Source organism: Roseobacter sp. EG26 (genome assembly GCF_049830555.1).
Taxonomy (GTDB): domain Bacteria; phylum Pseudomonadota; class Alphaproteobacteria; order Rhodobacterales; family Rhodobacteraceae; genus Roseobacter.
The window spans coordinates 177,543-198,429 of record NZ_JBNBLH010000001.1; the positions used below are offsets into that span (position 1 = coordinate 177,543).

Genomic DNA, 20,887 nt, shown 5'->3' on the forward strand with positions numbered 1-20,887 from the left:
CTGCCCTTTTTGATCACGCCTCGGTTTCGGGTCTTATTGCCCGCATGCCCGCAGTCTGCGTTGTTTTTGTTTTTTTTGCAAGAATCAATGGGTTCTGCTGTTGACCTTATGTGGATAAATGGCAACACGCCAAAATAGAAAAAGGCGCCGCAAGTGATGCGACGCCTTCGTAATGCGTTGGTTTCGCTTTAGTTTGTGCAGGGAATTGGCACCGCTACGATCTCTGCGCCACGGCGCGTGCGGATGGTGCAAACCGGGGCTTTCTTGGCGACCGGACTCGGTGCGGCCTGTTCCAATCCCAGCAAGGAGACCTGATCAACTTCGATTTCAGACAGAACCGTATCGTCTCCTGCGCCAACCAAGGACAGCGACAGGCTACCTGTCGATTGGGCCTGGGCGAGGGCTGCGACCTGCTCTGGCTTGACCGCCACGGTAACCGTACGGGCAATGCGTGTGCCGTTCATGGAGTTGTCGTTTTGGTCAACGGCAATCAAACTCACCGCAGATTCGATCAGCTTGGTGACGTCGCCACGGCCTTCGCCGATGTCTACGGCACCGGTCCAATAGACGTCAACGCGGTCACCGGGGCGCAAGAAGCCCGACACGCCGGAGGCAACGTCAACGCGAATTGCGAAAGCGCGCATGCCTTTTTCCAGCCGCGTGGTCAGGCCGATGTCTTCACCAGGTTCGGTGATTTTCACTTCCAGAAGCGCTTCATCCTTTTCCATGGCACGGACGATCAGGCGTTCTTCTTCATTTCCTTCCGGGAAAAGAACCGCGAGGTCGTTGAATGTGCCCGCTGGGATCGCATCTTTGGGCCACTTGACGGCCCGGACATCGGCTTGTTGCAGCGTCTCACCGTACTTGAGCGCACGGGTCGCCACGTAGACCGTTTCCGTCGGAACAATCGCACGCTCGTTGGCTTTCGCGCGCGCGAGTTGCGCCTGATACTCGCCGATGTAGTTCTTTGCCATGTATACGGCACCGCCAGCCAGACCTAAACCTGCCAGAAGCACCAATCCGAATACCATTCGCATAATGTTACCTCGTTATTCCAAAATCCGACGTGATGGCGGACCGCTTCGAACGAATATCCCGGTTGATTGTGGCAATTTCAGGATCAACGGATGGCTTTCGCGCGTTTTTTCCAATTTTCGAAACAATGGGGCTGCGAAAATGCCTGGAGGCTCCTTCGGCAGGTGACCGAATAATCCAAAGCAGGCGTCCAGAAGCTATTGATCAGAGAAAGGAGCCGCTCTTATCAGATAAGAGCAGCTCCAATATCTGAAGGATCTGGCGTTAATCGTCTCCGATTTCGCCGACCACCTGTGTATTGAGGAAGGTCTCGGTCCGGTCTGTCAGATCGGATGACCCCCCCCGCAATTCGATGACAAGCGCTGTGGACAAACCCACAACCGCTGCCGTCAAGACTACCCAGTCAACAGTAACAGCCCCGGCCTCGTCGTCTTTAAATTTTTTAAAAGCACGCAACATATGTTTAGCTTTCAATTGAGGAACCTCTATCGGTCCGGGAAAAAAAGGGCCGCTTTCATGCGAGTGAAGGCGGCCCCGGTATTTCACAGTTCCTTGCAAACTCAGGACGTCTTGGTGTCAGGTTTGCGGTTCGGATGAGGATAGAGATTATGGCGCAGCTGGTGCTGCGGCTTCGCCGATGCTGCCAACTTCTTGCTCACCAAGGAACGTCTCTGTTGCTTCGGTCAGATCGGTGGCACCGTCTTCGATGGATTGGTATGCGGCGATTGCCAAGCCTACAACGGCGGCTGTCAGCACAACCCAGTCAACTGTTACGGCACCATCTTCGTCTTTACGAAAGTTCTTGATAAATTTCATCATTGTATGTCCCTCCAAAGGATCACTTAGATTTTCACTTACTAACCTTGCCGTCCTCAGAAACCGTTTCTCTCGTTCGGGTCCGTCCGACTTGGTATGGAGCTATATAGCCAAGGGATTGGGGCATGATTTTGGCGGCAAATGTGACATTTGACGTTTTGGGCGAAAATTTCCGAAGAAAATTAGTAACCTTCTGTTTTTGATATGAAAAAAAAATCACCGCTGTTTACATTTCATTAAAGTGGCCGAAGAATGTGGCAGTATCGCCGCGATCAGGTCCCGGATTTTCTGGCTTGTGAGGGATTTCTCTGCGATGTTGCGAGCAGATAGCGCAGCAAACAAAACAAAAGAGCAGTCCATATGCGTTCTATTCTATTGATCGGGCTATTGGCCTCGGGATTGGCGATGCAGCACGCGGGTGCGCAAGAGCCCGAGCCCTACCCCACATTTGAAGCCAAGCGGGTGTCGGTCCCGCAGGCGGGCCAAAAGCGAATCCGTGTCCAGATTGACCCAGAGGCGCAACAGGCGGCGCTGGCCGCATTGCCAAAACCCTCGATCAACACGCCGCAGACCCCCGATGCTGCGCCGGATAATCCCATCGGGCGCTATGCATGGTTCTGGGATAAGGTTTCGCCTTCCATCTTTGATTCTGGCCCCGGTCGATTGCAGGACGTGATGGATATCATCCTGGGCACGGATGATGTTCCGGCGCCACGCTTGCAGCATATGCAGACCATCGCGCAGGAAAATGGTGTCGATATCCTGAAATCCACCATTGGGACACAAGTATCGCCAGCATTGGTTCTTGCGGTGATTACCGTCGAATCTGCCGGTAAGGCCGACGCTGTAAGCGGAGCCGGTGCAGAGGGGCTTATGCAACTCATGCCAGATACGGCGGATCGCTTTGGTGTCGAAAACAGCCTTGCAGCATCCGAAAATATTGCAGGCGGTGTTAAGTATCTGGATTGGTTGATGGGTGAATTCGCAGGCGATCCGATTTTGGTGCTGGCGGGCTACAACGCAGGCGAGGGCTCGGTTCGTACACATGCCGGCGTTCCGCCCTTTGCCGAAACCCGAGACTATGTGCCGAAGGTCCTTGCCGCATTTCAAGTCGCCCGCGGCCTTTGTCTGACGCCGCCGGAGCTGATCACGGATGGATGCGTATTCGTCGGATTGAACTAGACATTAAATGCATCTGCCCATTCTGGATGACGCCGACGTTGCGCGTTCACAAAGGGACAGAGTGGCACAATCTTGAAACCTTCTTTTCTGGCATCCCTTACCAGTTGCGTGACAAGGGCAAGCCCCGCGCCTGTCCCACGAAGGGATTCGGGAACCTCCGTATGATCGGCGATAACGGTTTCTGGTGAGAGGATCGAATAGGTCAGATCGGCCTCGTGCCCACTTGCGCTCAAAACATACTGCCCCTTGGAGCCCTGGACAGAGCGGCTGATGTCCTGTTCAGACAATCGCTGTAGCCCGACCCAGCGCTTTAGTCTGAGAAAACGGTCTCAGGGCAATTGGTGCAAAGATGCGATACTGGTTGGATGGCATCTGTTATTCCGTCAACGACGCGCCCGCTGGCACGTCGATGGTGATGAAACTGCCCGCTGCACCGCGGCCCAATTGCAGTGTGCCCTCAAGGCCTTCGATCAGGCCATTCACCATTCTGCCGCCAACGGTCTCAGGGTTCGGCCAGGTCATGAAACCCGGTATGCCGACGCCGTCATCAGAGACGGTCAGCCGCAGCCCGCCGCCACTGAGCCGCGACATACGCACTTCGATCAGGCCGGTATCTATGCGGTCGAACGCATGTTGAAACGCATTGGTCAAAAGCTCGGAGACCACAAGGCCGACCCGCGAAGCGACTTCTATCGGCACGTCCAGAGGTTCCAGTTGCAAGTTAAGTCGAATACCGGAGCGTCCGTAGACATGACCAATGGCGCAGGCCAGTCTGGAAATATAGCTGCCGATGTGGATTGTGTCCCGATTCGACTGCTGATCCGCAAGTTTCATCTCTTCATAGAGCAGTTGCAGGGTTTCGATCCGACGGGTGAGGGCGGCATATTCGGAAGGTTGGGCGGTTTGCGTCGATTGCTGCCGAACCATGCCAATGATCATCGACATATCGGTTTCGACACGGTCCTGAATTTCGGCAAGATGCTGGCTGATCGTTTGCGGGTCTTCGCCCGGACGGCCGGTTTCAAGTTCTTTCTGGATACCGACGAAGTACTGTGGATTGCCGTTCTCATCACTCAAGGGAGCGACGAGAAGCCGGTTCATGAACGGCTCACCGCTTGCGCGGTAGTTGAGGATATCGACGGATACGGTTTCGCGCGCTTCAACGCCGGCCCGTAAGCGATCAACAGCAGATTTCTTTGTGTCTTCGCCCTGCAGAAACCGGCAATTACGCCCGATTACAGCGCTGCGCGCATAACCTGTCTGGCGCGTGAAAGCGTGATTGACATACACGATCGGATTGTCCTGGAGGCGCGGATCGGTCACCACCATTGAAACCTGCGTACGGCTAAACCCGTCGAATGACGTGTCCTGCATGAGGACACCTTGAAGTGTATCTGCCATTGGAGACATCCCTAAGCGGCCCTTGTAGTTCTCTGTTCGATACGTTTTTCATGCGTGCCCTTGATGAGGCGGTGCACGTAGATGCCCGGCAGGTGGATGCTGTCTGGGTCGAGCGTGCCCAAGGGCACGATTTCCTCGACCTCGGCCACGCAGATGCGTCCGCACATCGCGGCGGGCGGGTTGAAATTACGGGCGGTTTTGCGGAATACCAGATTGCCGGTTTCATCCGCCTTCCAGGCTTTCACGATCGACAGATCGGCGAAAATGCCCTCCTCCAGGATATAGGTCTCGCCGCCGAAATCCTTGTGCTCCTTGCCTTCCGCGATCACCGTGCCGACGCCGGTTTTGGTGTAAAACCCAGGAATGCCGCAGCCCCCCGCGCGCATCCGTTCCGCCAGCGTGCCTTGCGGGTTGAACTCCAGCTCAAGCTCTCCGCTGAGGTATTGACGCATGAATTCCGCGTTCTCTCCCACGTAAGACGAGATCATTTTGCGCACCTGCCGGGTCTGCAACAGGATGCCGATGCCAAAATCGTCAACGCCCGCATTGTTGGAGGCAAAAGTGAGATCCTTCGTGCCCGCGTCCCGGATCGCCGACAACAGCAATTCCGGAATGCCGCAGAGCCCAAACCCCCCGGCCGCGATCAACATCCCGTCGCGCAACACGTCCTCCAGCGCCTCAGACGCCGAGCCGTATATCTTTTTCATAGCGCTCCCTCGAATCCAGCTGGCGAATGCCGAACTCAGTAATCTGCGCGCGATCCAAAACCGGAAAGGCGCAAATCTCCACTCCTCCTAAGAGGGTATAGGGCGCGAAGAAGGTTGGTCAAACTTGTTTGAGAAAATCTGGTGCGAAGGTGCACTATTTTGCAGAAAATAGTTTATTTCAGCTCTTTTTTGCCACTGCCTTTTTTTTGGCCGGTGCTTTCTTCTTGGGTGACGATTTTCTGCGCCCCTTGCCCTTCTTGGCGGCTTTTTCATCTAAAAGGAGAACCGCTGCTTCCAGCGACAGATCATCGGGCGCGGTTTCTTTGGGAAGGGTCGCATTGATTTTTTCCCACTTCACATAAGGCCCATATTTGCCTTCCATGATGCTGACGGCACCGCCCTGATCCGGGTGCTCTCCCAACTCGCGAAGTGTCTTGGCCGCCGCGCCCCGGCCACCGCGACTGGCAACTTTTTCGGCCAAGAGCTGCACGGCCCGGTTCATACCGACCGTAAACACCTCTTCTATGCTTTCCAGATTGGCATTGGTGCCTCCGCGCTCAGATGTGCTGGCGGCGTGCTTGAGGTAGGGCCCATAACGCCCGATGTTGGACCATACGGTCACGCCATCTTCGGGGTGGGGCCCAATCTCGCGGGGAAGAGAAAGCAATTTGACGGCTTGCGGCAGGTCCACATCCTCTGGCGGCCACTCCTTGGGGATCGATTGGCGCGGGGGCTTCTTATTTTCCTCGGTGACCTCTCCGCGTTGCACATAAGGGCCAAAGCGGCCTTTGTGCACCCAAATACTGTCACCACTGTCTTCGCCCAACAACTTGCCTTCGGGCGGAATCGCGCTGGCTTCGGCTTCGGGATCGGGCGGGCCAAAGGGGCGTGTGTAACGGCACTCGGGGTAATTGGAGCACCCGATGAATGCACCCCCTGAACGCGCCGTGCGCATTGAAAGCCTGCCTGCGCCACAATTGGGACACAGCCGCGGGTCTGTGCCGTCCTCGTTAGGAGGAAAGAGATGCGGCTCTAGAACTTCATTGATCTTTTCCAGCACTTCGGTGATCCGGAGGTCCGCAGTTTCCGCAACTGCTGCCGAAAAATCACGCCAAAAACCCTTCAGGACTTCCTTGTAGTTTGCATCTCCGGCGCTGACATCATCCAGTTGATCCTCGAGATCGGCAGTGAAGCCATATCCCACATACTTGCGGAAGTAATTTTCTAGGAAAGCCGTTACCAGCCGGCCTTTGTCTTCCGGAATCAGCCGGTTCTTATCTTTGCGTACATATTCACGGTCCTGGATGGTGGTCACGATCGACGCGTAGGTAGACGGACGGCCAATCCCGAGCTCTTCCATCTTTTTCACCAGCGTTGCCTCGGTGTAGCGGGGCGGAGGCTGCGTGAAATGCTGCTCTGGCGTGACCGAGCGTTTGTCCATCGCGTCGCCTGCGTCGATCTGGGGCAGACGTTTGTCGTCCTCATCCACCACATCGTCGCGTCCTTCTTCGTAGACCCGCAGGAAGCCGTCAAAGAGCACCACCTGACCTGTGGCGCGCAATTCCACCTGGCCATCTGCGCTTGCCAGATCAACGGTTGTACGTTCCATCCTGGCTGCTTCCATCTGACAGGCGAGCGTCCGTTTCCAGATCAGATCATAAAGCTTGCGCTGGTCGGCGTCAGAGGTTTTCAGATCCTCTGCCTTGGTCATCATATCCGTCGGGCGCACGCATTCGTGCGCTTCCTGCGCGTTCTTGGCTTTATTTTTATACATGCGCGGGCTGGAAGGGACGTATTCCTTTCCATAGAGCGTCTGGATAGCATCCCGCGCGGCCTGCACCGCTTCGGGCGCCATGTCGATCCCATCCGTCCGCATGTAGGTGATGTAGCCTGCTTCATAGAGCCGCTGCGCGGTGCTCATGGTTTGCCGCGCGCCCATGCCGAACTTGCGACTGGCCTCCTGTTGCAGGGTTGAGGTCATAAAGGGGGCAGAAGGATTCCGGTTTGCGGGTTTGGCTTCTACCGATTTTACCGACAGATCGCGGCTACTGATCGCCTGAACAGCCATTTCGGCTTGGGTGGCGTTCTCGATATCGAACTTGTCGAGTTTCTTGCCAGCGAGAACCGTCAGACGGGCCTCGAATTCCTTGCCACGAGGCGTGGCGAGAATCGCCTTGACGGACCAGTATTCTCGATTGCGAAACGCTTCGATTTCCATCTCGCGCTCAACGATCAGGCGCAGCGTCACGGATTGAACGCGTCCCGCGGACCGCGCGCCCGGCAGCTTACGCCACAAAACGGGGCTGAGGTTGAAGCCGACCAGGTAATCCAATGCGCGCCGCGCGAGATAAGCCTCGACCAAGGGCATATCCACCTGACGTGGGTTCCGCATGGCTTCGGTGACCGCGGATTTGGTGATCGCATTGAACACCACCCGACTGACGGGCGTGTCCTTCTTGATGGATTTGCGTTTGGTAAGGGCTTCCTGCAAGTGCCAGCTGATCGCCTCGCCTTCACGGTCAGGGTCGGTTGCGAGGATCAGGGCGTTATCATCTTTGAGCGCATCTGCGATGGCCTTGACGTGTTTTTTACTGTCGCTGGCGACCTCCCAGAGCATCTCAAACTCCTGCTCGGGGTCTACAGAGCCATCTTTTGGCGGCAGGTCGCGCACGTGGCCGTATGATGCCAGTACCGTGTAATCGGACCCCAGATAGGTGTTGATTGTCTTGGCTTTGGCGGGCGATTCGACCACAACGACTGGCATTTACTAGGACACCTCTGGGTAAAAATATTGTGCGTCTATGACCATGCCAGATGTGTTGCGCAAGTAGATTTTGTCAATGCGCCGGAGATTGCCGCACCTATTTTGTCGCAACAAGGATTGTTCACGACGGTATCGACCGGGGCGTTGCACGTTGTCTGGTCCGCACCAATTTCTTCGGGGATGAGCGCACTTTGAATTTGGCTGTTCGCAGCGAAAACCACTCACAAGACGGCCAATTTTCAGGCGCTTTCGGTGCGGGACAACAGACCGCCCGACCGGCGGCTTATGCGACCTTCCATTTCTAGATCGAGCAGTGCCGGAGCCACATCTGCCGGGGCAATCGCGAGGTCTCGTATCAACTGATCTTCGGCAAGCGGTGCCGGACTCAGCCGGGCAAGAATCTTCCGGTGCAAGGCCGCCACTTCCTTCAGCGGGGTCTTGGGTTTAGGGGGCTTGGCAGCTCTGAGCGGAGGCTCCAGTGGCAATTGTGGAGATGCCTCTGCCAAGGGGGCCATCGCCTCCAACACGTCTTCTGCAGAACGGATAAGGGTAGCGCCTTCGCGGATCAGTTGATTGCATCCGGCGGCGCGGGCATCGAAGGGGCTGCCGGGAACGGCCAGGACATCTCTGCCCTGGTCCAGCGCGTCTCTTGCGGTAATGAGGCTGCCGGATTTGGCGGCGGCCTCGACAACCACGGTTGCGCGGCTGAGCCCGGAGATAATGCGGTTTCGGCTGGGGAAGTGGCGCGCCATCGGTTGTAGCCCCATGGGCTGTTCGGACAGCCGCAAACCGGTCTGCGCCAATTCAAGCGCCAGTTCTGTATTTTCGGCCGGATAGACAACATCAACACCGCCAGCCTGTACGGCAACGGTGCCGGTCGGGAGGGCGGCCAGATGGGCGGCGGCATCGACTCCGCGGGCCAGTCCGGAGACGACCACATAGCCTGCGACACCAAGATCGCGCGCCAGAGCCTTGGCCATGCGGGTTCCTAGCGAAGACGCGTTACGCGCGCCAACCAGCGAGATCATTGGGCGTTTCAGGAGGCTTGCGTCACCAAGAACCCATAGAAACGGCGGCGCGTCGTCGATTTCATTAAGATGTGCAGGATATGCGGCGGTGCCCTGCATGATGAGGCGTGCGCCAGCCGCGCGTGCAGCGTTGAGTTCAGCCTGAACAACCGCTTCGGGGCATACTTCGTATTTCTGAACGCCGGCGGCACGCGCTACCTCTGGTAGCGCGGCCAGCGCGTTCTGCGCAGTGCCGTGTTCAGTTAGCAGTCGTTTATACGTCGTTACGCCAACCCGGCGGGATCGCAACAGACGGAGCCGGGAGAACTGTTCAGCTTCCGAGGTGGGTGGGAGTGGGGGGTGAGTGGAAGAAGGATTGTGGTCCTTATCAGTCATCCTCGTCTCCGTCCGTTGCAGAATCAGGTTTAAGGCGAGTTGGTTAACAACGCATGAATCAATGTGGCTTGGACGCCTCGCTAATTATGGGGAGGTGTCCATTTGTCAGGACGCAGACCCACCCACTGTCAGGCCGCCAATCATCAATGTCGGTTGGCCCACGCCCACCGGAACCCATTGGCCAGCCTTGCCGCAATTGCCCATGCCGGGGTCAAGTGCCATGTCGTTTCCGATACCCCGGATATGCTTCAGCGCGGTCGCGCCATCGCCAATGAGTGTGGCGCCTTTGACCGGCGCGCCCACTTCGCCGTTTTCGACGCGGTAGGCCTCCGTGCAGCTGAACACGAACTTGCCATTGGTGATGTCTACCTGACCGCCCCCGAAGCCCACCGCGTATATGCCGTCCTTGAGATCGGCGAGAATATCCTCGGGATCGGCATCGCCGCCCAGCATGTAGGTGTTGGTCATGCGCGGCATCGGGGCATGGGCATAGCTTTCACGCCGCCCGTTGCCTGTCGGGAGAACGTCCATCAAGCGCGCATTTTGCCTATCCTGCATGTATCCGACAAGAATTCCGTCGTCGATCAAAACGTTCTTGGCGGAAGGAGTTCCCTCATCGTCAATTGTGATCGAGCCGCGCCTGTCGGGGATCGTGCCGTCGTCCAGAACTGTCACACCCGCACTGGCGATCCGTTGCCCCATGAGCCCTGCAAACGCCGATGATCCTTTGCGGTTAAAGTCACCCTCCAATCCGTGACCAATGGCCTCGTGCAGCAGGATGCCAGGCCATCCTGGCCCCAGCACAACATCCATGACCCCGGCGGGTGCCGGTACGGCTTTCAGATTGACGCAGGCAATTCTCAAGGCCTCACGTGCTTTGGATTTCCAGTCTGCCGGGTCGAGTAATCCATCCAGCCCGACGCGCCCGCCACCGCCAACGGAGCCGGATTCCCGCCGCCCGTTCTCTTCCACGATGACGGAGACATTGACCCGGGTCATGGGGCGGACATCCCGCAGGGACTGCCCGTCCGGGCGCAGGATTTCAACCTCCTGAAGACTGGCGGCAATGTTGGCCGAAACCTGCACCACCCTTGGGTCGAGGCTGCGGGCGTAGTCGTCGATCTCGCGCAAAGTCTCGATCTTGACCGGGAAACTGGCCCCGGCAATCGGATCGTCGTCGGTATAAAGGCGCCTATTTGTTGGATTTGGGGCATCTGCCCAGGTGCCGCCGCCTTCGCCAACGGCGAGACGCGCGGTTTCCGCAGCCCGCCGCAGCGCTTTGACAGAAATCTCCGAGGAATGGGCGTAGCCTGCGACTTCGCCCCGGACGGCCCGAAGGCCAAACCCTTCGGTGGCATCATAACTCGCGGTCTTGAGCCTGCCGTCGTCAAAGACCAGTGCTTCGGAACGACGACGTTCCAGGAACAGCTCGCCGTCATCTGCGCCCCGGGTCGCTTCGCGCAGCACATTCAGGGCCTCATCGCGGTCAAGCGTTTCGTTAAACGGCATGAAAGGGGCGTCGGTCATTCGCAATATCCTCAAAAGGGGGCGTAAAAGTGCACTCAGCGTCTGTTTGACGCAAGCTCAAGTCTTTATCTCGCGATCAGAATATGATTGTAAGAGCAGGAATTACAACGGACGGGGCGGGCAAGAGGTCCAAACCTTTCCTGCGTGCCCATCAGTGATCCCAAGATCAGGACGACACATGAAACGTTTTTTCACACTCCCAGGTGTTTTTGCTGGCCTTGCAGCAACAGCGGCTCAGGCACAGGACAACCTTGAAATCATCGGTGTGCCGGTTGATGGCAAGATGGGCTTCCAACCTGCCGTGACCGAGCTGGCCTCAGACCTGCAATGGCTGGATGGCATGCTGCTGGTGATCTGCACGGTGATTTCGCTGTTCGTGACCGCGCTGATTCTCTGGGTTGCGATCCGCTATAACGCCAAGCGGAACCCTGAATCGGCGAGCTTCACCCACAATACGCCGGTAGAGATTGCCTGGACCGTGATCCCGATCGTCATTCTTGTCTTCATCGGGGCGTTCTCGCTGCCCATCCTGTTCAAGCAGCAGGAAATTCCCGAAGCTGACGTCACCATCAAAGTGACGGGGTATCAATGGTACTGGGACTACGAATATGTGGATGAAGGTTTTGAGTTTTCGTCCTACATGATCGGCGCGCCCGCAACGGGTGGGAACAACGCGAAATCACCTGAGGTGATCGCGCAGCTGGAAGAGGCGGGATATTCCGAAGCGGAATTCCTGCTGGCGACGGACACGTCTGTTGTGGTGCCCGTCAACCAGACCATCGTGATGCAAGTAACGGGTGGCGATGTGATCCACGCATGGACCATTCCGGCGTTCGGCGTAAAGCAGGATGCCGTACCTGGCCGTCTGGCTGAACTTTGGTTCAAAGCTGACCGGGAAGGTATCTACTTTGGTCAATGCTCCGAGCTTTGCGGGCTGAACCACGCTTATATGCCGATCACCGTGAAGGTCGTCTCCGAAGAGGCCTATGCCGAGTGGCTGGAAGGTGCGCGGGAAGAATACGCCGGTATTCCGCAAACCCGCGTCATCGCGTCAAAATGAACGGGTGCGGCCCTGCCGCGCCACTCCAAGACTGCCAGCGAGGCGCCTGAATGGCTGATGCAAGCTACACAACACCTGCCGGGGAGTACGACACGCAGCTGGGCGATTATTTCGCGCTGCTGAAACCGCGTGTCATGTCGCTGGTGGTGTTCACGGCACTGGTGGGCCTGCTCGCTGCACCGGTGACCGTGCATCCTGTGATTGCGTTTTCGTCGATTCTATTTGTCGCCATCGGCGCGGGGGCCTCCGGCGCTTTGAATATGTGGTGGGACGCGGATATCGACGCCGTGATGCAGCGAACCGCCAAACGCCCGATCCCCTCCGGTCGCGTGCCTGCAGGAGAGGCCCTGTCACTGGGGCTGGCTCTGTCCGGTATGGCCGTGATGATGCTGGGCCTGTCGGCGAATTTGCTGGCGGCGGGTCTGCTGGCCTTCACAATTTTCTTTTACGCTGTCGTTTACTCGATGTGGCTTAAGCGCTCGACGCCCCAGAACATTGTGATCGGTGGTGCCGCGGGCGCCTTTCCCCCGGTGATCGGATGGGTCATCGCGACCGGCAGCTTCTCCATCGAGGCATGGCTGATGTTCGCATTGATCTTCACGTGGACGCCGCCGCATTTCTGGGCTTTGGCGCTGTTCATGAAGTCTGACTACAATGATGCAGATGTGCCGATGCTCACGGTGACCCACGGGCGCCGCACAACCCGTGTTCATATCGTCGTCTACACGATCCTTCTGGCGCTGCTTGCCGTTGGAACAGGGTTTACCGCCATCGGCGGGCCCCTCTATCTGGCCATGGCCGTTGTGCTGAACGCGCTGTTCCTGAAAGGGGCGGTTGACATCTGGCGGCGTGATGAAACGCAGGCCGAGGCCGACAGCTACAAGATTGAAAAGAAGTTCTTCCGGCTGTCACTCTGGTATCTCTTTGCCCATTTCGGGGTGATCCTGATCGAAGCCATGCTGCGTCCTTTCGGAATGGGGGGCTGGTAAGGCATGACCTTTCGTCCCGAACATGAACTGCATGCCCGTCGCAAGGGGCGCAACATCGGGGTCGGCCTGATGCTGGGTGCGTTTGTCGTTCTGGTGCTGGCGCTGACCTTCACCAAAGTCACAAGTGGCGATTTTGAGCTGCCAAAAGCAGAGGAGATTGCAAACTGATGGCGCTCTCCGGTCCCGCCAAAACCGTCACTCAAACCGTCAGCCTGGTCGTGGTGATGGGAGCTCTGGCCTGGGCGTCAGTTCCTTTTTATGACTGGTTCTGCCGGGTGACAGGGTTTGGCGGCGTGACCGGTGTGTCTGATGTTGCGCCCGATGATGTTCTTGAGCAGACCATCAAGGTCCGTTTTGACGGCTCGCTTCACAGTCAGATGCCGTGGTCCTTTGAGCCGGTCGTGCGCGAGATGGAAGTGCGCATAGGCGAGACGGGCCTTGCGTTCTATGAGGCGTACAACCCGACAAACCGCCCCATCGCAGGGTCTGCCAGTTATAACGTTACCCCTTATCAGGCGGGTAGCTTTTTCAACAAGATTCAGTGTTTCTGCTTTGAAGAGCAGGTGCTGCAACCCGGTGAACGGGTTCAGATGCCGGTGACTTTCTATGTCGATCCGGAAATCGTCGAAGATCGCGATGGAAAATATGTACATACCATCACGCTCTCCTATACATTCTACGAAATTGACCTGCCCGAGGGCTATGCCGCCGTGCAGGATTTGGAACCAACCTCAGACGCAAGTCTGAACTGACCAGGACAAGGCAAGGGACGCAGATATGGCCCATGAAAAGAACCACGACTATCACATTCTGAACCCCTCAGTCTGGCCGCTGCTGGGCGCCATCAGCGGGTTTGCGATGCTATTCGGCGCGGTGATTTGGTTTTCGGGTGCGGTAGAAAACAATCACCCCTACCTGTTCCTCGCGGGGCTGGCGGGTGTGCTTTACGTCATGTTTGCCTGGTGGTCCGAGGTTGTCCGTGAAAGCCACGTCGGCGACCACACCCCGGTGGTGAGGATCGGCCTGCGCTATGGCTTTATCCTGTTCATCATGTCGGAGGTTATGTTCTTCGCGGCGTGGTTCTGGGCGTTCTTCAAAAATGCCATCTATCCGATGAGCGAATATGTCGGCACGGAGTACATCCAGCCGGAAATCTACCATGTGGACGCTTTCCACCTGCCGCTGATCAACACGCTGATTCTGCTGCTGTCGGGCTGTGCGGTAACCTGGGCGCACCACGCTCTGGTCCATGAGAACAACCGCAAGGATCTGGTCTGGGGCCTCGCAATTTCGATTGTGCTTGGTGTACTGTTTACCGTGCTGCAGGCCTATGAGTATTCCTATCTGCTCTACAAGGGCTGGGAATTTGGAGGCGACAAGTTCTACTCCAACTTCTTCATGGCGACCGGCTTTCACGGTGCACATGTGATCATCGGGACAATCTTCCTGACGGTGTGTCTTGTCCGTGCGTTGAGGGGGGACTTCACCCCGGAGAAGCACGTGGGCTTTGAGGCCGCTGCCTGGTATTGGCACTTTGTCGACGTGGTATGGCTGTTCCTCTTCTTTGCAGTCTACATCTGGGGCGTGGCGCAGATGCCCGGGGCGCATTAGGCGCAGCGAGAATTTCAAACAAAAAAGCGCGCGGCTCTCGCGCGTTTTTCTTTGGAGCTGAGCAGTCATGCGACGACTGATGTTTCTGGCAACCTTTGGGTTGGGGGGCGCTGCAATTCTGATCAGCCTTGGTATCTGGCAGGTCCAGCGGCTGGCCTGGAAAGAAGAATTGATCGCCGATATCGAAAAGCGGATCTTGGCTGCTCCGATAAAACTACCAGCAGAGTTGAACCCCGAACGGGACGCCTATCTGCCGGTCGAGGTTACAGGCGTTCTGGGCGCGGGTTATCTGCGGGTTCTGGTATCCCAAAAACAGGTTGGCGCGGGCTACCGGATCATTCGTCCGATGCTGCGGGATGAAGGGGCGATCTTGATCGACATGGGGTTCGTCCCGGTGGCAAAGGCCGACGCATTGAAATTCGAGGAAGGTCCGCCGCTGACTCTTGTGGGGAACCTGCAATGGCCACAGGAGACCGACAGGTTCACACCAATGCCGGATGTTGACGAAAATATCTGGTTCGCGCGGGACGTCGAAAGAATGGCGGATGTTCTGGATACCCGACCGATAATGGTTGTGCGTCGCGACGCGCCGCAATCAGGCGGTCCTGTGACGCCCTTGCCCGTAGACACGGCCGCTATTCCCAACGATCACTTGCAATACGCCATCACCTGGTTTTCCTTGTCGGCCATCTGGCTGGCAATGACCGCCGTTTTCCTGCGCCGCAAACCCGGTGCCAACAAAAGCTGAAGCATATGCGTTACATATCGACCCGGGGCACCGCGCCCATTCTGAACTTCGAAGAGGCCATGCTCACCGGCCTTGCCCGTGATGGCGGGCTTTATGTGCCGGAGACGATTCCGCAGATGACGGTCGCGGAAATTTCCCGCCTCGAAGGGCTGAGCTATGAGGCCATTGCCTACCGTGTGATGCGGCCTTTTGTGGGCGATGTCTTCACGGATGCTGAATTCGAGGGCATCATCGCGCGTGCCTATGCAGGGTTCGGCCATGCCGCGCGGGCACCGCTGGTGCAGCTTGATCAGGGGCATTTCCTGCTGGAACTGTTCCACGGGCCGACGCTGGCCTTCAAGGACTTCGCGATGCAACTGATCGGGCAGATGTTCCAGACGGCGCTGGCGCGGCGGGGTGAGCGGGTCACCATTGTGGGGGCGACTTCGGGTGATACGGGCTCGGCGGCGATTGAAGCCTTCCGGGGGCTCGACAATGTGGATGTGTTCATTCTCTACCCGCATGGGCGCATTTCCGAGGTGCAGCGGCGGCAGATGACCACGCCGGTCGAATCGAATGTGCACGCGCTGGCGATGGATGGCGATTTCGACGACTGTCAGGCGCGGCTGAAGGACATGTTCAACGACTTTGATTTCCGCGACGAGGTCAGGCTCGCAGGTGTCAATTCCATCAACTGGGGGCGGGTACTGGCGCAGGTGGTTTACTACTTCTCTTCTGCGGTATCTTTGGGTGCACCGCACCGTCCGGTTAGCTTTACGGTGCCCACGGGCAATTTTGGCGATATCTTTGCGGGCTACATCGCCAAGCGCATGGGGCTGCCCATCGACAAGCTTGTCGTTGCAACCAATCAGAACGACATCCTTGATCGTTGCCTGAAAGGGCAGGGGTATCATAAGGGCGAGACGGTGCCTTCGATCAGCCCGTCGATGGATATTCAGGTCAGTTCCAATTTTGAGCGCGCCTTGTTTGACGCCTATGATCGCGACGGTAATGCGATCGGCCAATTGATGGAAGAACTCAAGGCGGGTGGTTTCGAGGTCAGCCAGGGCGCGATGGAGGTGCTGCAATCGCATTATGTATCCGGCAGGGCGTCGGAAGAGGACACCATGGCCACCATCGCATCTTCGCTGAAGTCCAGCGGTGAGTTGCTCTGTCCGCACAGCGCGGTGGGTGTGAAGGTGGCAGAGGAGTTGCGCGCAACTGACACACCGATGATCACACTCGCGACCGCCCATCCGGCGAAATTCCCGGACGCAGTGGAAAAGGCCAGCGGGCAACACCCCCCCTTGCCCCCGCGTATGGCAGACCTGTATGAACGCCCCGAACGGGTGAGCCGGGTGCCGAACGATCTGGCCGCGCTCACCGCGCATATCAAAGGGCATCGTACTGCGTGACACTGAACCAACACCGCCTGCCTAATGGCTTCCGTATCGTGACCGAAGAAATGCCCGGGCTGGCTTCAGCCTCAATCGGGGTTTGGGTCACAGCGGGTGCGCGTCATGAAATGCCCGACCAGAACGGCATCGCGCATTTTCTGGAACACATGGCCTTCAAAGGCACCAAGCGACGCACTGCCTTGCAGATTGCCGAGAGCATCGAGGACGTAGGCGGCTACATCAACGCCTATACCAGCCGCGAAGTGACCGCCTATTATGCCCGCGTGTTGCAGAACGACGTGCCGCTGGCGCTCGACGTGATTGCGGATATCCTGCTGAACCCGACGCTGGACGAAGCTGAGATCGAAATCGAGCGCGGTGTGATCCTGCAGGAGATCGGGCAGGCGCTCGATACCCCTGATGATGTGATCTTTGACTGGTTGCAGGAAGAAGCCTATCCGGATCATCCCATGGGGCGCACTATCCTGGGGCCCAGCGACCGGGTGGCCAGTTTCAGCCGTACGGATTTGCAAGGGTTCATCGGACAGCACTACGGGCCGGAACAGATGATCCTGTCAGCGGCAGGTGCGGTGGATCACGAGGCCATCGTGAAACTGGCCGAGACGCTTTTCGGGGGTATGCAAGCCAAACCCGCCTTTGACGTTGATGCCGCACGTTTTCTGGGGGGCGAGCGTCGGCAGGTCAAGGAGCTGGAGCAGGCGCATTTTGCCCTGGCCTTTGAAAGCCCCGGGTACCGTGACGATAAAATCTACACCGCTCAAATCTATGCCTCAGCGCTGGGGGGCGGTATGTCGAGCCGCCTCTTTCAGGAAATCCGGGAAAACCGAGGGCTGTGCTATTCGATCTTTGCGCAGGCCGGAGCCTATGCGGATACCGGCATGACGACGATTTACGCCGGGACCTCTGCCGAGCAATTGCCTCAACTGGCCGAAATCACCATCGACGAGATGAAGCGGGCTGCGGCGGACATGTCGCCCGCCGAGGTTGCGCGCGCACGCGCGCAGATGAAGGCAGGATTGTTGATGGGGTTGGAAAGTCCCTCAAATCGCGCCGAGCGGCTGGCCCGTTTGGTTCAAATATGGGGCCGCGTTCCGCCGCTGGAAGAAACCGTGGCGCTGATTGATGCTGTGACCACAGGGGACGTCAGAGAATTTGCCGAAGGCATGGCCTCGGCGGCTCCGGCAGCCCTTGCACTTTACGGTCCCATTGACGCCGCCCCCAGCCTTGCAGAGTTGCAGACGCGTCGAGCGGCGTGATGCTCCGCGGATTTCGGAAACTGAGGATCGAGACGGAGCGGATGACGCTGCGCCCACCGATTCATTCCGACTTTCGACCCTGGACCGCCCTGCGGGCCCAGAGCAAGGATTACCTGACCTCTTGGGAACCCAGCTGGGCACGGGACCATCTGACCAGAAAAGCGTTTACGAACCGGGTCTATTGGGCGCAACGGTCCGTCTCCAGCGGCACCGCGATTCCGCTCTTTTTGATCCGGCGACAGGATGACGCGCTGTTGGGCGCGATTACGCTGGACAATATCAGGCGCGGTCCGGCGCAGGCGGGCACGCTGGGGTATTGGACGGGTCAACCCTTTGCGCGGCAGGGATACATGCATGAGGCCATCAAGGCACTGGTGCACCATGCATTCACGCGATTGGATCTGAGCCGGATCGAAGCCGCCTGTTTGCCCGAGAATGCAGCGTCACGCGGATTGCTCGAAATCTCCGGTTTCAAATACGAAGGTGTGGCGCAGAGCTATCTGCAGATCAACGGTCGGTGGCGCACCCATGTGCTCTATGCCGCTTTGCGAGGGGACAGACGCGGTAAATCCAACGCAGGCTAGCGCCTACCTGCGTCTCTCTTGATGGCCTTTTCCTGAACCTCACAGAATTTTATATCGGAAACTGCGGCTTCGCGTACTAACTTCCTAGGATCAGGGAGGTTGCCATGCTGATCCGCTTTTTCATAACACTGCTGCTTTTGAGCCAGGGCGCGATGGCCCAGGAGCGACAACCCAGCCATTGCATTGCATTAGCTGAAGGAGCACCGGGGATAGAGTATATTGTTCCGGCAAATTTCTCAGCCGTTGCCCCAGAAAATGTGCGCATTCATTATATTTCTCATGCGAGTTTTCTGATCCGCAGCCATGGGGGGTTGAACATGGTCACCGATTTCACCGGCTTTACCGGATCGGCACCATTCATCCCCGATGTTGTTACCATGAACCACGCGCATGACACGCATTGGACGGCCCATCCCGACCCGGCCATTCCGCATGTGCTTCCGGGGTGGGGAGAGTTTGGCGAAGGTATCGACCATCGGCTCGACTTGGGCGAAGTTCTGATCCGCAATGTTTCTACCGACATTCGTTCGCAATTCTCGAGCGTTGAGACCGAAGGGAATTCGATCTTTGTGTTCGAGATGGCCGGGCTTTGTATCGGTCATCTGGGGCATCTGCATCATGAGCCCGATGCCGCCCAATACGCGGCTTTGGGTCGGCTCGACGTCGTCATGGCGCCTGTCGATGGCGGCTATACCTTGGATTTACCGACGATGACCCGGGTTCTCAAACGGTTGAAATCCTCCATTGTGATTCCGATGCACTGGTTTTCGCTGTTTGCCCTTGATGATTTTCTGTCGGGGATGTCCGATGAATTTGCCATCGTTGAGGTTGGCGGACCTTCTCTGGAAGTCTCTTTAGATCGGTTGCCCGGCAGACCGACGATCATGGTGTTGCGTCCGGAGTGGCTGAGTGCCCCCTAGTCGGGGGTTGCATCCGTGAGGCGCGCGGGGGATCAAGGCGCATGTCCTTGAACTCCGTCGATTCCGATTTCCAGTCGCTATTGCAGCAAACCTTGCCAGCGGAGCGCTTTCGCAGCGCTGAACCGCGCCATCTGGAAGAACCGCGCGGGCGATACCAAGGGCGCCAGTCGCTTGTCGCGATGCCCAGAACCGTTGAGGAAGTTGCCGCGATCGTGGGCTGTGCCGCGCAGGCTCAGGTGGGGATTGTGCCATATGGGGGCGGGACCGGCCTCGTGGGCGGGCAGGTCTCCTTCGAGGGACCTTTGCCCCTGATCCTCTCGCTTGAGCGCATGAATGCCATCCGAGAGGTTTTCCCCGAAGAGAACGTTCTGATTTGTGAGGCGGGGGCCGTGCTGGCCAATGTGCAATCCGCCGCAGATGCCGCTGATCGGCTGTTTCCCCTGTCGCTTGCCTCGGAGGGCTCAGCCAGTATCGGCGGTAATCTGGCGACGAATGCTGGCGGTACGGCAGTCTTGCGCTATGGCAACGCGCGGGACTTGTGCCTTGGGCTGGAAGCGGTGTTGCCGGATGGTCAGATATGGCACGGTCTGAAACGCCTGCGCAAAGACAATACCGGCTACGATCTGCGCAATCTGCTGATCGGGTCGGAAGGCAGTTTGGGAGTGATCACCGCAGCGGCTCTGAAACTCAGCCCGAAACCCGCGGTTTCGGGCACGGCGATTTTCGTTGTGCCCTCACCTGCAGCGGCGCTGTCGCTATTGGCCCTCGCGCGGGACCAACTGGGAGAGATGGTCAGCGGGTTCGAGTTGATCAACGGGCAGGGATTGACATTTCTGTCGGAGGTTCTGCCGGAGGTGCGTCAGCCCTTCGAGAAGCACCCGCAATGGTCTGTGTTGATAGAGGTCGGGTTGGCGCGCGGCATGAACGGGCAGGCGGCTCTGGAAGGGCTCTTTGAGGAGGCGGCCGAAACCGGGTTGGCACTGGATGGCGTGATTGCACAAAGCGTGGAGCAGGGGGCCGCCTTCTGGTCAGTGCGAGAGCATATTCCCGAGGCCAATAAACGCGTTGGCGCGATCATTTCGAGCGATGTGTCGGCTCCTTTGAGCTGCATCCCTGAGTTCATCGAACGTGGAAAAGAGGCTGTGGCCAGGTTAGGTGACTTTCGCATCAACTGCTTTGGCCACGTGGGTGACGGTAATCTGCACTACAACCTGTTCCCGCTGCCGGGGGGGCGTTCCTCCGACCATGCTCACCAACGCGCTGAGTTGCAGCGGACGGTGCACGATCTGGCCAACAGTCTGGGCGGATCGGTCAGCGCGGAACATGGGGTTGGACGCATGAAAGTGGCAGACCTTGAACGCTATGGCGACCCTGCAAAGATGGCTGCAATGCGCGCGATCAAGGCCGCTCTTGACCCATTGGGCATCATGAACCCCGGCGCGGTCCTGAAGACATGAGACGCTGACGCGTCACACGATGTTTTTCAA

General features: G+C 57.8%; 21 protein-coding genes. 12 read left to right on the forward strand and 9 right to left on the reverse strand.

The features are described 5' to 3' along the window. Positions 1-188: 188 nt before the first annotated feature. From cpaB to ACOTTU_RS00880, 3 genes are all read right to left on the reverse strand, one after another. Positions 189-1,037: a Flp pilus assembly protein CpaB gene (gene cpaB, locus ACOTTU_RS00870; protein ID WP_298919676.1), complete on the reverse strand. Its 849-nt coding sequence runs from the start codon at positions 1,035-1,037 to the stop codon at positions 189-191. A gap of 262 nt (positions 1,038-1,299) precedes the next feature. After that, entirely contained in the window at positions 1,300-1,494 is a 195-nt protein-coding gene (locus tag ACOTTU_RS00875; protein WP_298919674.1) for a hypothetical protein, read from the reverse strand. A 147-nt stretch (positions 1,495-1,641) separates the two neighbouring features. Beyond that, the gene (locus ACOTTU_RS00880; RefSeq protein WP_298919672.1) at positions 1,642-1,854 is read right to left on the reverse strand and encodes a Flp family type IVb pilin; all 213 of its coding nucleotides are present in this window, start codon (positions 1,852-1,854) and stop codon (positions 1,642-1,644) included. A gap of 357 nt (positions 1,855-2,211) precedes the next feature. On the opposite strand from ACOTTU_RS00880, the gene ACOTTU_RS00885 reads away from it, so the two are divergent. Beyond that, positions 2,212-3,033 carry a lytic transglycosylase domain-containing protein gene (locus ACOTTU_RS00885; protein WP_425655709.1) on the forward strand — a complete coding sequence of 274 codons (822 nt, stop codon included), beginning with the start codon at positions 2,212-2,214 and terminating at the stop codon, positions 3,031-3,033. Here the strand turns inward: ACOTTU_RS00885 and ACOTTU_RS00890 are convergent. The 6 genes from ACOTTU_RS00890 to tldD form a co-directional block, all read right to left on the reverse strand. After that, positions 3,030-3,305 carry a GNAT family N-acetyltransferase gene (locus ACOTTU_RS00890; protein WP_425656428.1) on the reverse strand — a complete coding sequence of 92 codons (276 nt, stop codon included), beginning with the start codon at positions 3,303-3,305 and terminating at the stop codon, positions 3,030-3,032. The two genes, ACOTTU_RS00885 and ACOTTU_RS00890, sit on opposite strands and share 4 nt — an antisense overlap. A gap of 103 nt (positions 3,306-3,408) precedes the next feature. Continuing rightward, positions 3,409-4,434 carry a PAS domain-containing protein gene (locus tag ACOTTU_RS00895; RefSeq protein ID WP_298919666.1) on the reverse strand — a complete coding sequence of 342 codons (1,026 nt, stop codon included), beginning with the start codon at positions 4,432-4,434 and terminating at the stop codon, positions 3,409-3,411. Positions 4,435-4,445: 11 nt separating this feature from the next. Next, positions 4,446-5,141, reverse strand: coding sequence for a CoA transferase subunit A (locus ACOTTU_RS00900; protein WP_425655710.1), 696 nt, complete (start codon positions 5,139-5,141; stop codon positions 4,446-4,448). A gap of 178 nt (positions 5,142-5,319) precedes the next feature. After that, complete coding sequence (topA, locus tag ACOTTU_RS00905; RefSeq protein WP_425655711.1) at positions 5,320-7,905, reverse strand: type I DNA topoisomerase; 2,586 nt, start codon at positions 7,903-7,905, stop codon at positions 5,320-5,322. 239 nt (positions 7,906-8,144) lie between these two features. Further along, positions 8,145-9,308: a DNA-processing protein DprA gene (gene dprA / locus ACOTTU_RS00910; protein ID WP_425655712.1), complete on the reverse strand. Its 1,164-nt coding sequence runs from the start codon at positions 9,306-9,308 to the stop codon at positions 8,145-8,147. Positions 9,309-9,413: 105 nt separating this feature from the next. Further along, a complete protein-coding gene (tldD, locus tag ACOTTU_RS00915; protein WP_425655713.1) occupies positions 9,414-10,835 on the reverse strand; it encodes a metalloprotease TldD in 1,422 nt (473 codons plus the stop codon). 178 nt (positions 10,836-11,013) lie between these two features. Between tldD and coxB the strand changes: the two genes are divergently transcribed. The 11 genes from coxB to ACOTTU_RS00970 all read left to right on the forward strand — a co-directional run bounded on the left by coxB (position 11,014) and on the right by ACOTTU_RS00970 (position 20,857). Continuing rightward, on the forward strand, positions 11,014-11,895 hold the full coding sequence (gene coxB, locus ACOTTU_RS00920; RefSeq protein WP_425655714.1) for a cytochrome c oxidase subunit II: 882 nt from the start codon (positions 11,014-11,016) through the stop codon (positions 11,893-11,895). Between the two features lie 50 nt (positions 11,896-11,945). After that, complete coding sequence (gene cyoE / locus ACOTTU_RS00925; RefSeq protein WP_425655715.1) at positions 11,946-12,884, forward strand: heme o synthase; 939 nt, start codon at positions 11,946-11,948, stop codon at positions 12,882-12,884. A 3-nt stretch (positions 12,885-12,887) separates the two neighbouring features. Then, positions 12,888-13,052, forward strand: coding sequence for a cytochrome C oxidase assembly protein (locus ACOTTU_RS00930; protein ID WP_298913491.1), 165 nt, complete (start codon positions 12,888-12,890; stop codon positions 13,050-13,052). Further along, complete coding sequence (locus ACOTTU_RS00935; RefSeq protein ID WP_425655716.1) at positions 13,052-13,636, forward strand: cytochrome c oxidase assembly protein; 585 nt, start codon at positions 13,052-13,054, stop codon at positions 13,634-13,636. The genes ACOTTU_RS00930 and ACOTTU_RS00935 overlap by 1 nt, the downstream gene beginning before the upstream one ends. 25 nt (positions 13,637-13,661) lie before the next feature. After that, positions 13,662-14,495 (forward strand): cytochrome c oxidase subunit 3, encoded by an 834-nt coding sequence (locus ACOTTU_RS00940; RefSeq protein WP_298913487.1) that lies wholly within the window; start codon positions 13,662-13,664, stop codon positions 14,493-14,495. 67 nt (positions 14,496-14,562) lie between these two features. Further along, positions 14,563-15,243: an SURF1 family protein gene (locus ACOTTU_RS00945; RefSeq protein ID WP_425655717.1), complete on the forward strand. Its 681-nt coding sequence runs from the start codon at positions 14,563-14,565 to the stop codon at positions 15,241-15,243. 5 nt (positions 15,244-15,248) lie between these two features. After that, the gene (gene thrC, locus ACOTTU_RS00950) at positions 15,249-16,637 is read left to right on the forward strand and encodes a threonine synthase (protein WP_425655718.1); all 1,389 of its coding nucleotides are present in this window, start codon (positions 15,249-15,251) and stop codon (positions 16,635-16,637) included. Next, positions 16,634-17,896 (forward strand): M16 family metallopeptidase, encoded by a 1,263-nt coding sequence (locus tag ACOTTU_RS00955; RefSeq protein ID WP_425655719.1) that lies wholly within the window; start codon positions 16,634-16,636, stop codon positions 17,894-17,896. The genes thrC and ACOTTU_RS00955 overlap by 4 nt, the downstream gene beginning before the upstream one ends. Next, entirely contained in the window at positions 17,896-18,480 is a 585-nt protein-coding gene (locus tag ACOTTU_RS00960) for a GNAT family N-acetyltransferase (protein ID WP_298913478.1), read from the forward strand. Before ACOTTU_RS00955 ends, ACOTTU_RS00960 begins: the two co-directional genes overlap by 1 nt. 104 nt (positions 18,481-18,584) lie before the next feature. Next, positions 18,585-19,400 carry an MBL fold metallo-hydrolase gene (locus ACOTTU_RS00965; protein WP_425655720.1) on the forward strand — a complete coding sequence of 272 codons (816 nt, stop codon included), beginning with the start codon at positions 18,585-18,587 and terminating at the stop codon, positions 19,398-19,400. 41 nt (positions 19,401-19,441) lie between these two features. After that, positions 19,442-20,857: an FAD-binding oxidoreductase gene (locus ACOTTU_RS00970; protein WP_425655721.1), complete on the forward strand. Its 1,416-nt coding sequence runs from the start codon at positions 19,442-19,444 to the stop codon at positions 20,855-20,857. Positions 20,858-20,887: the final 30 nt, after the last annotated feature.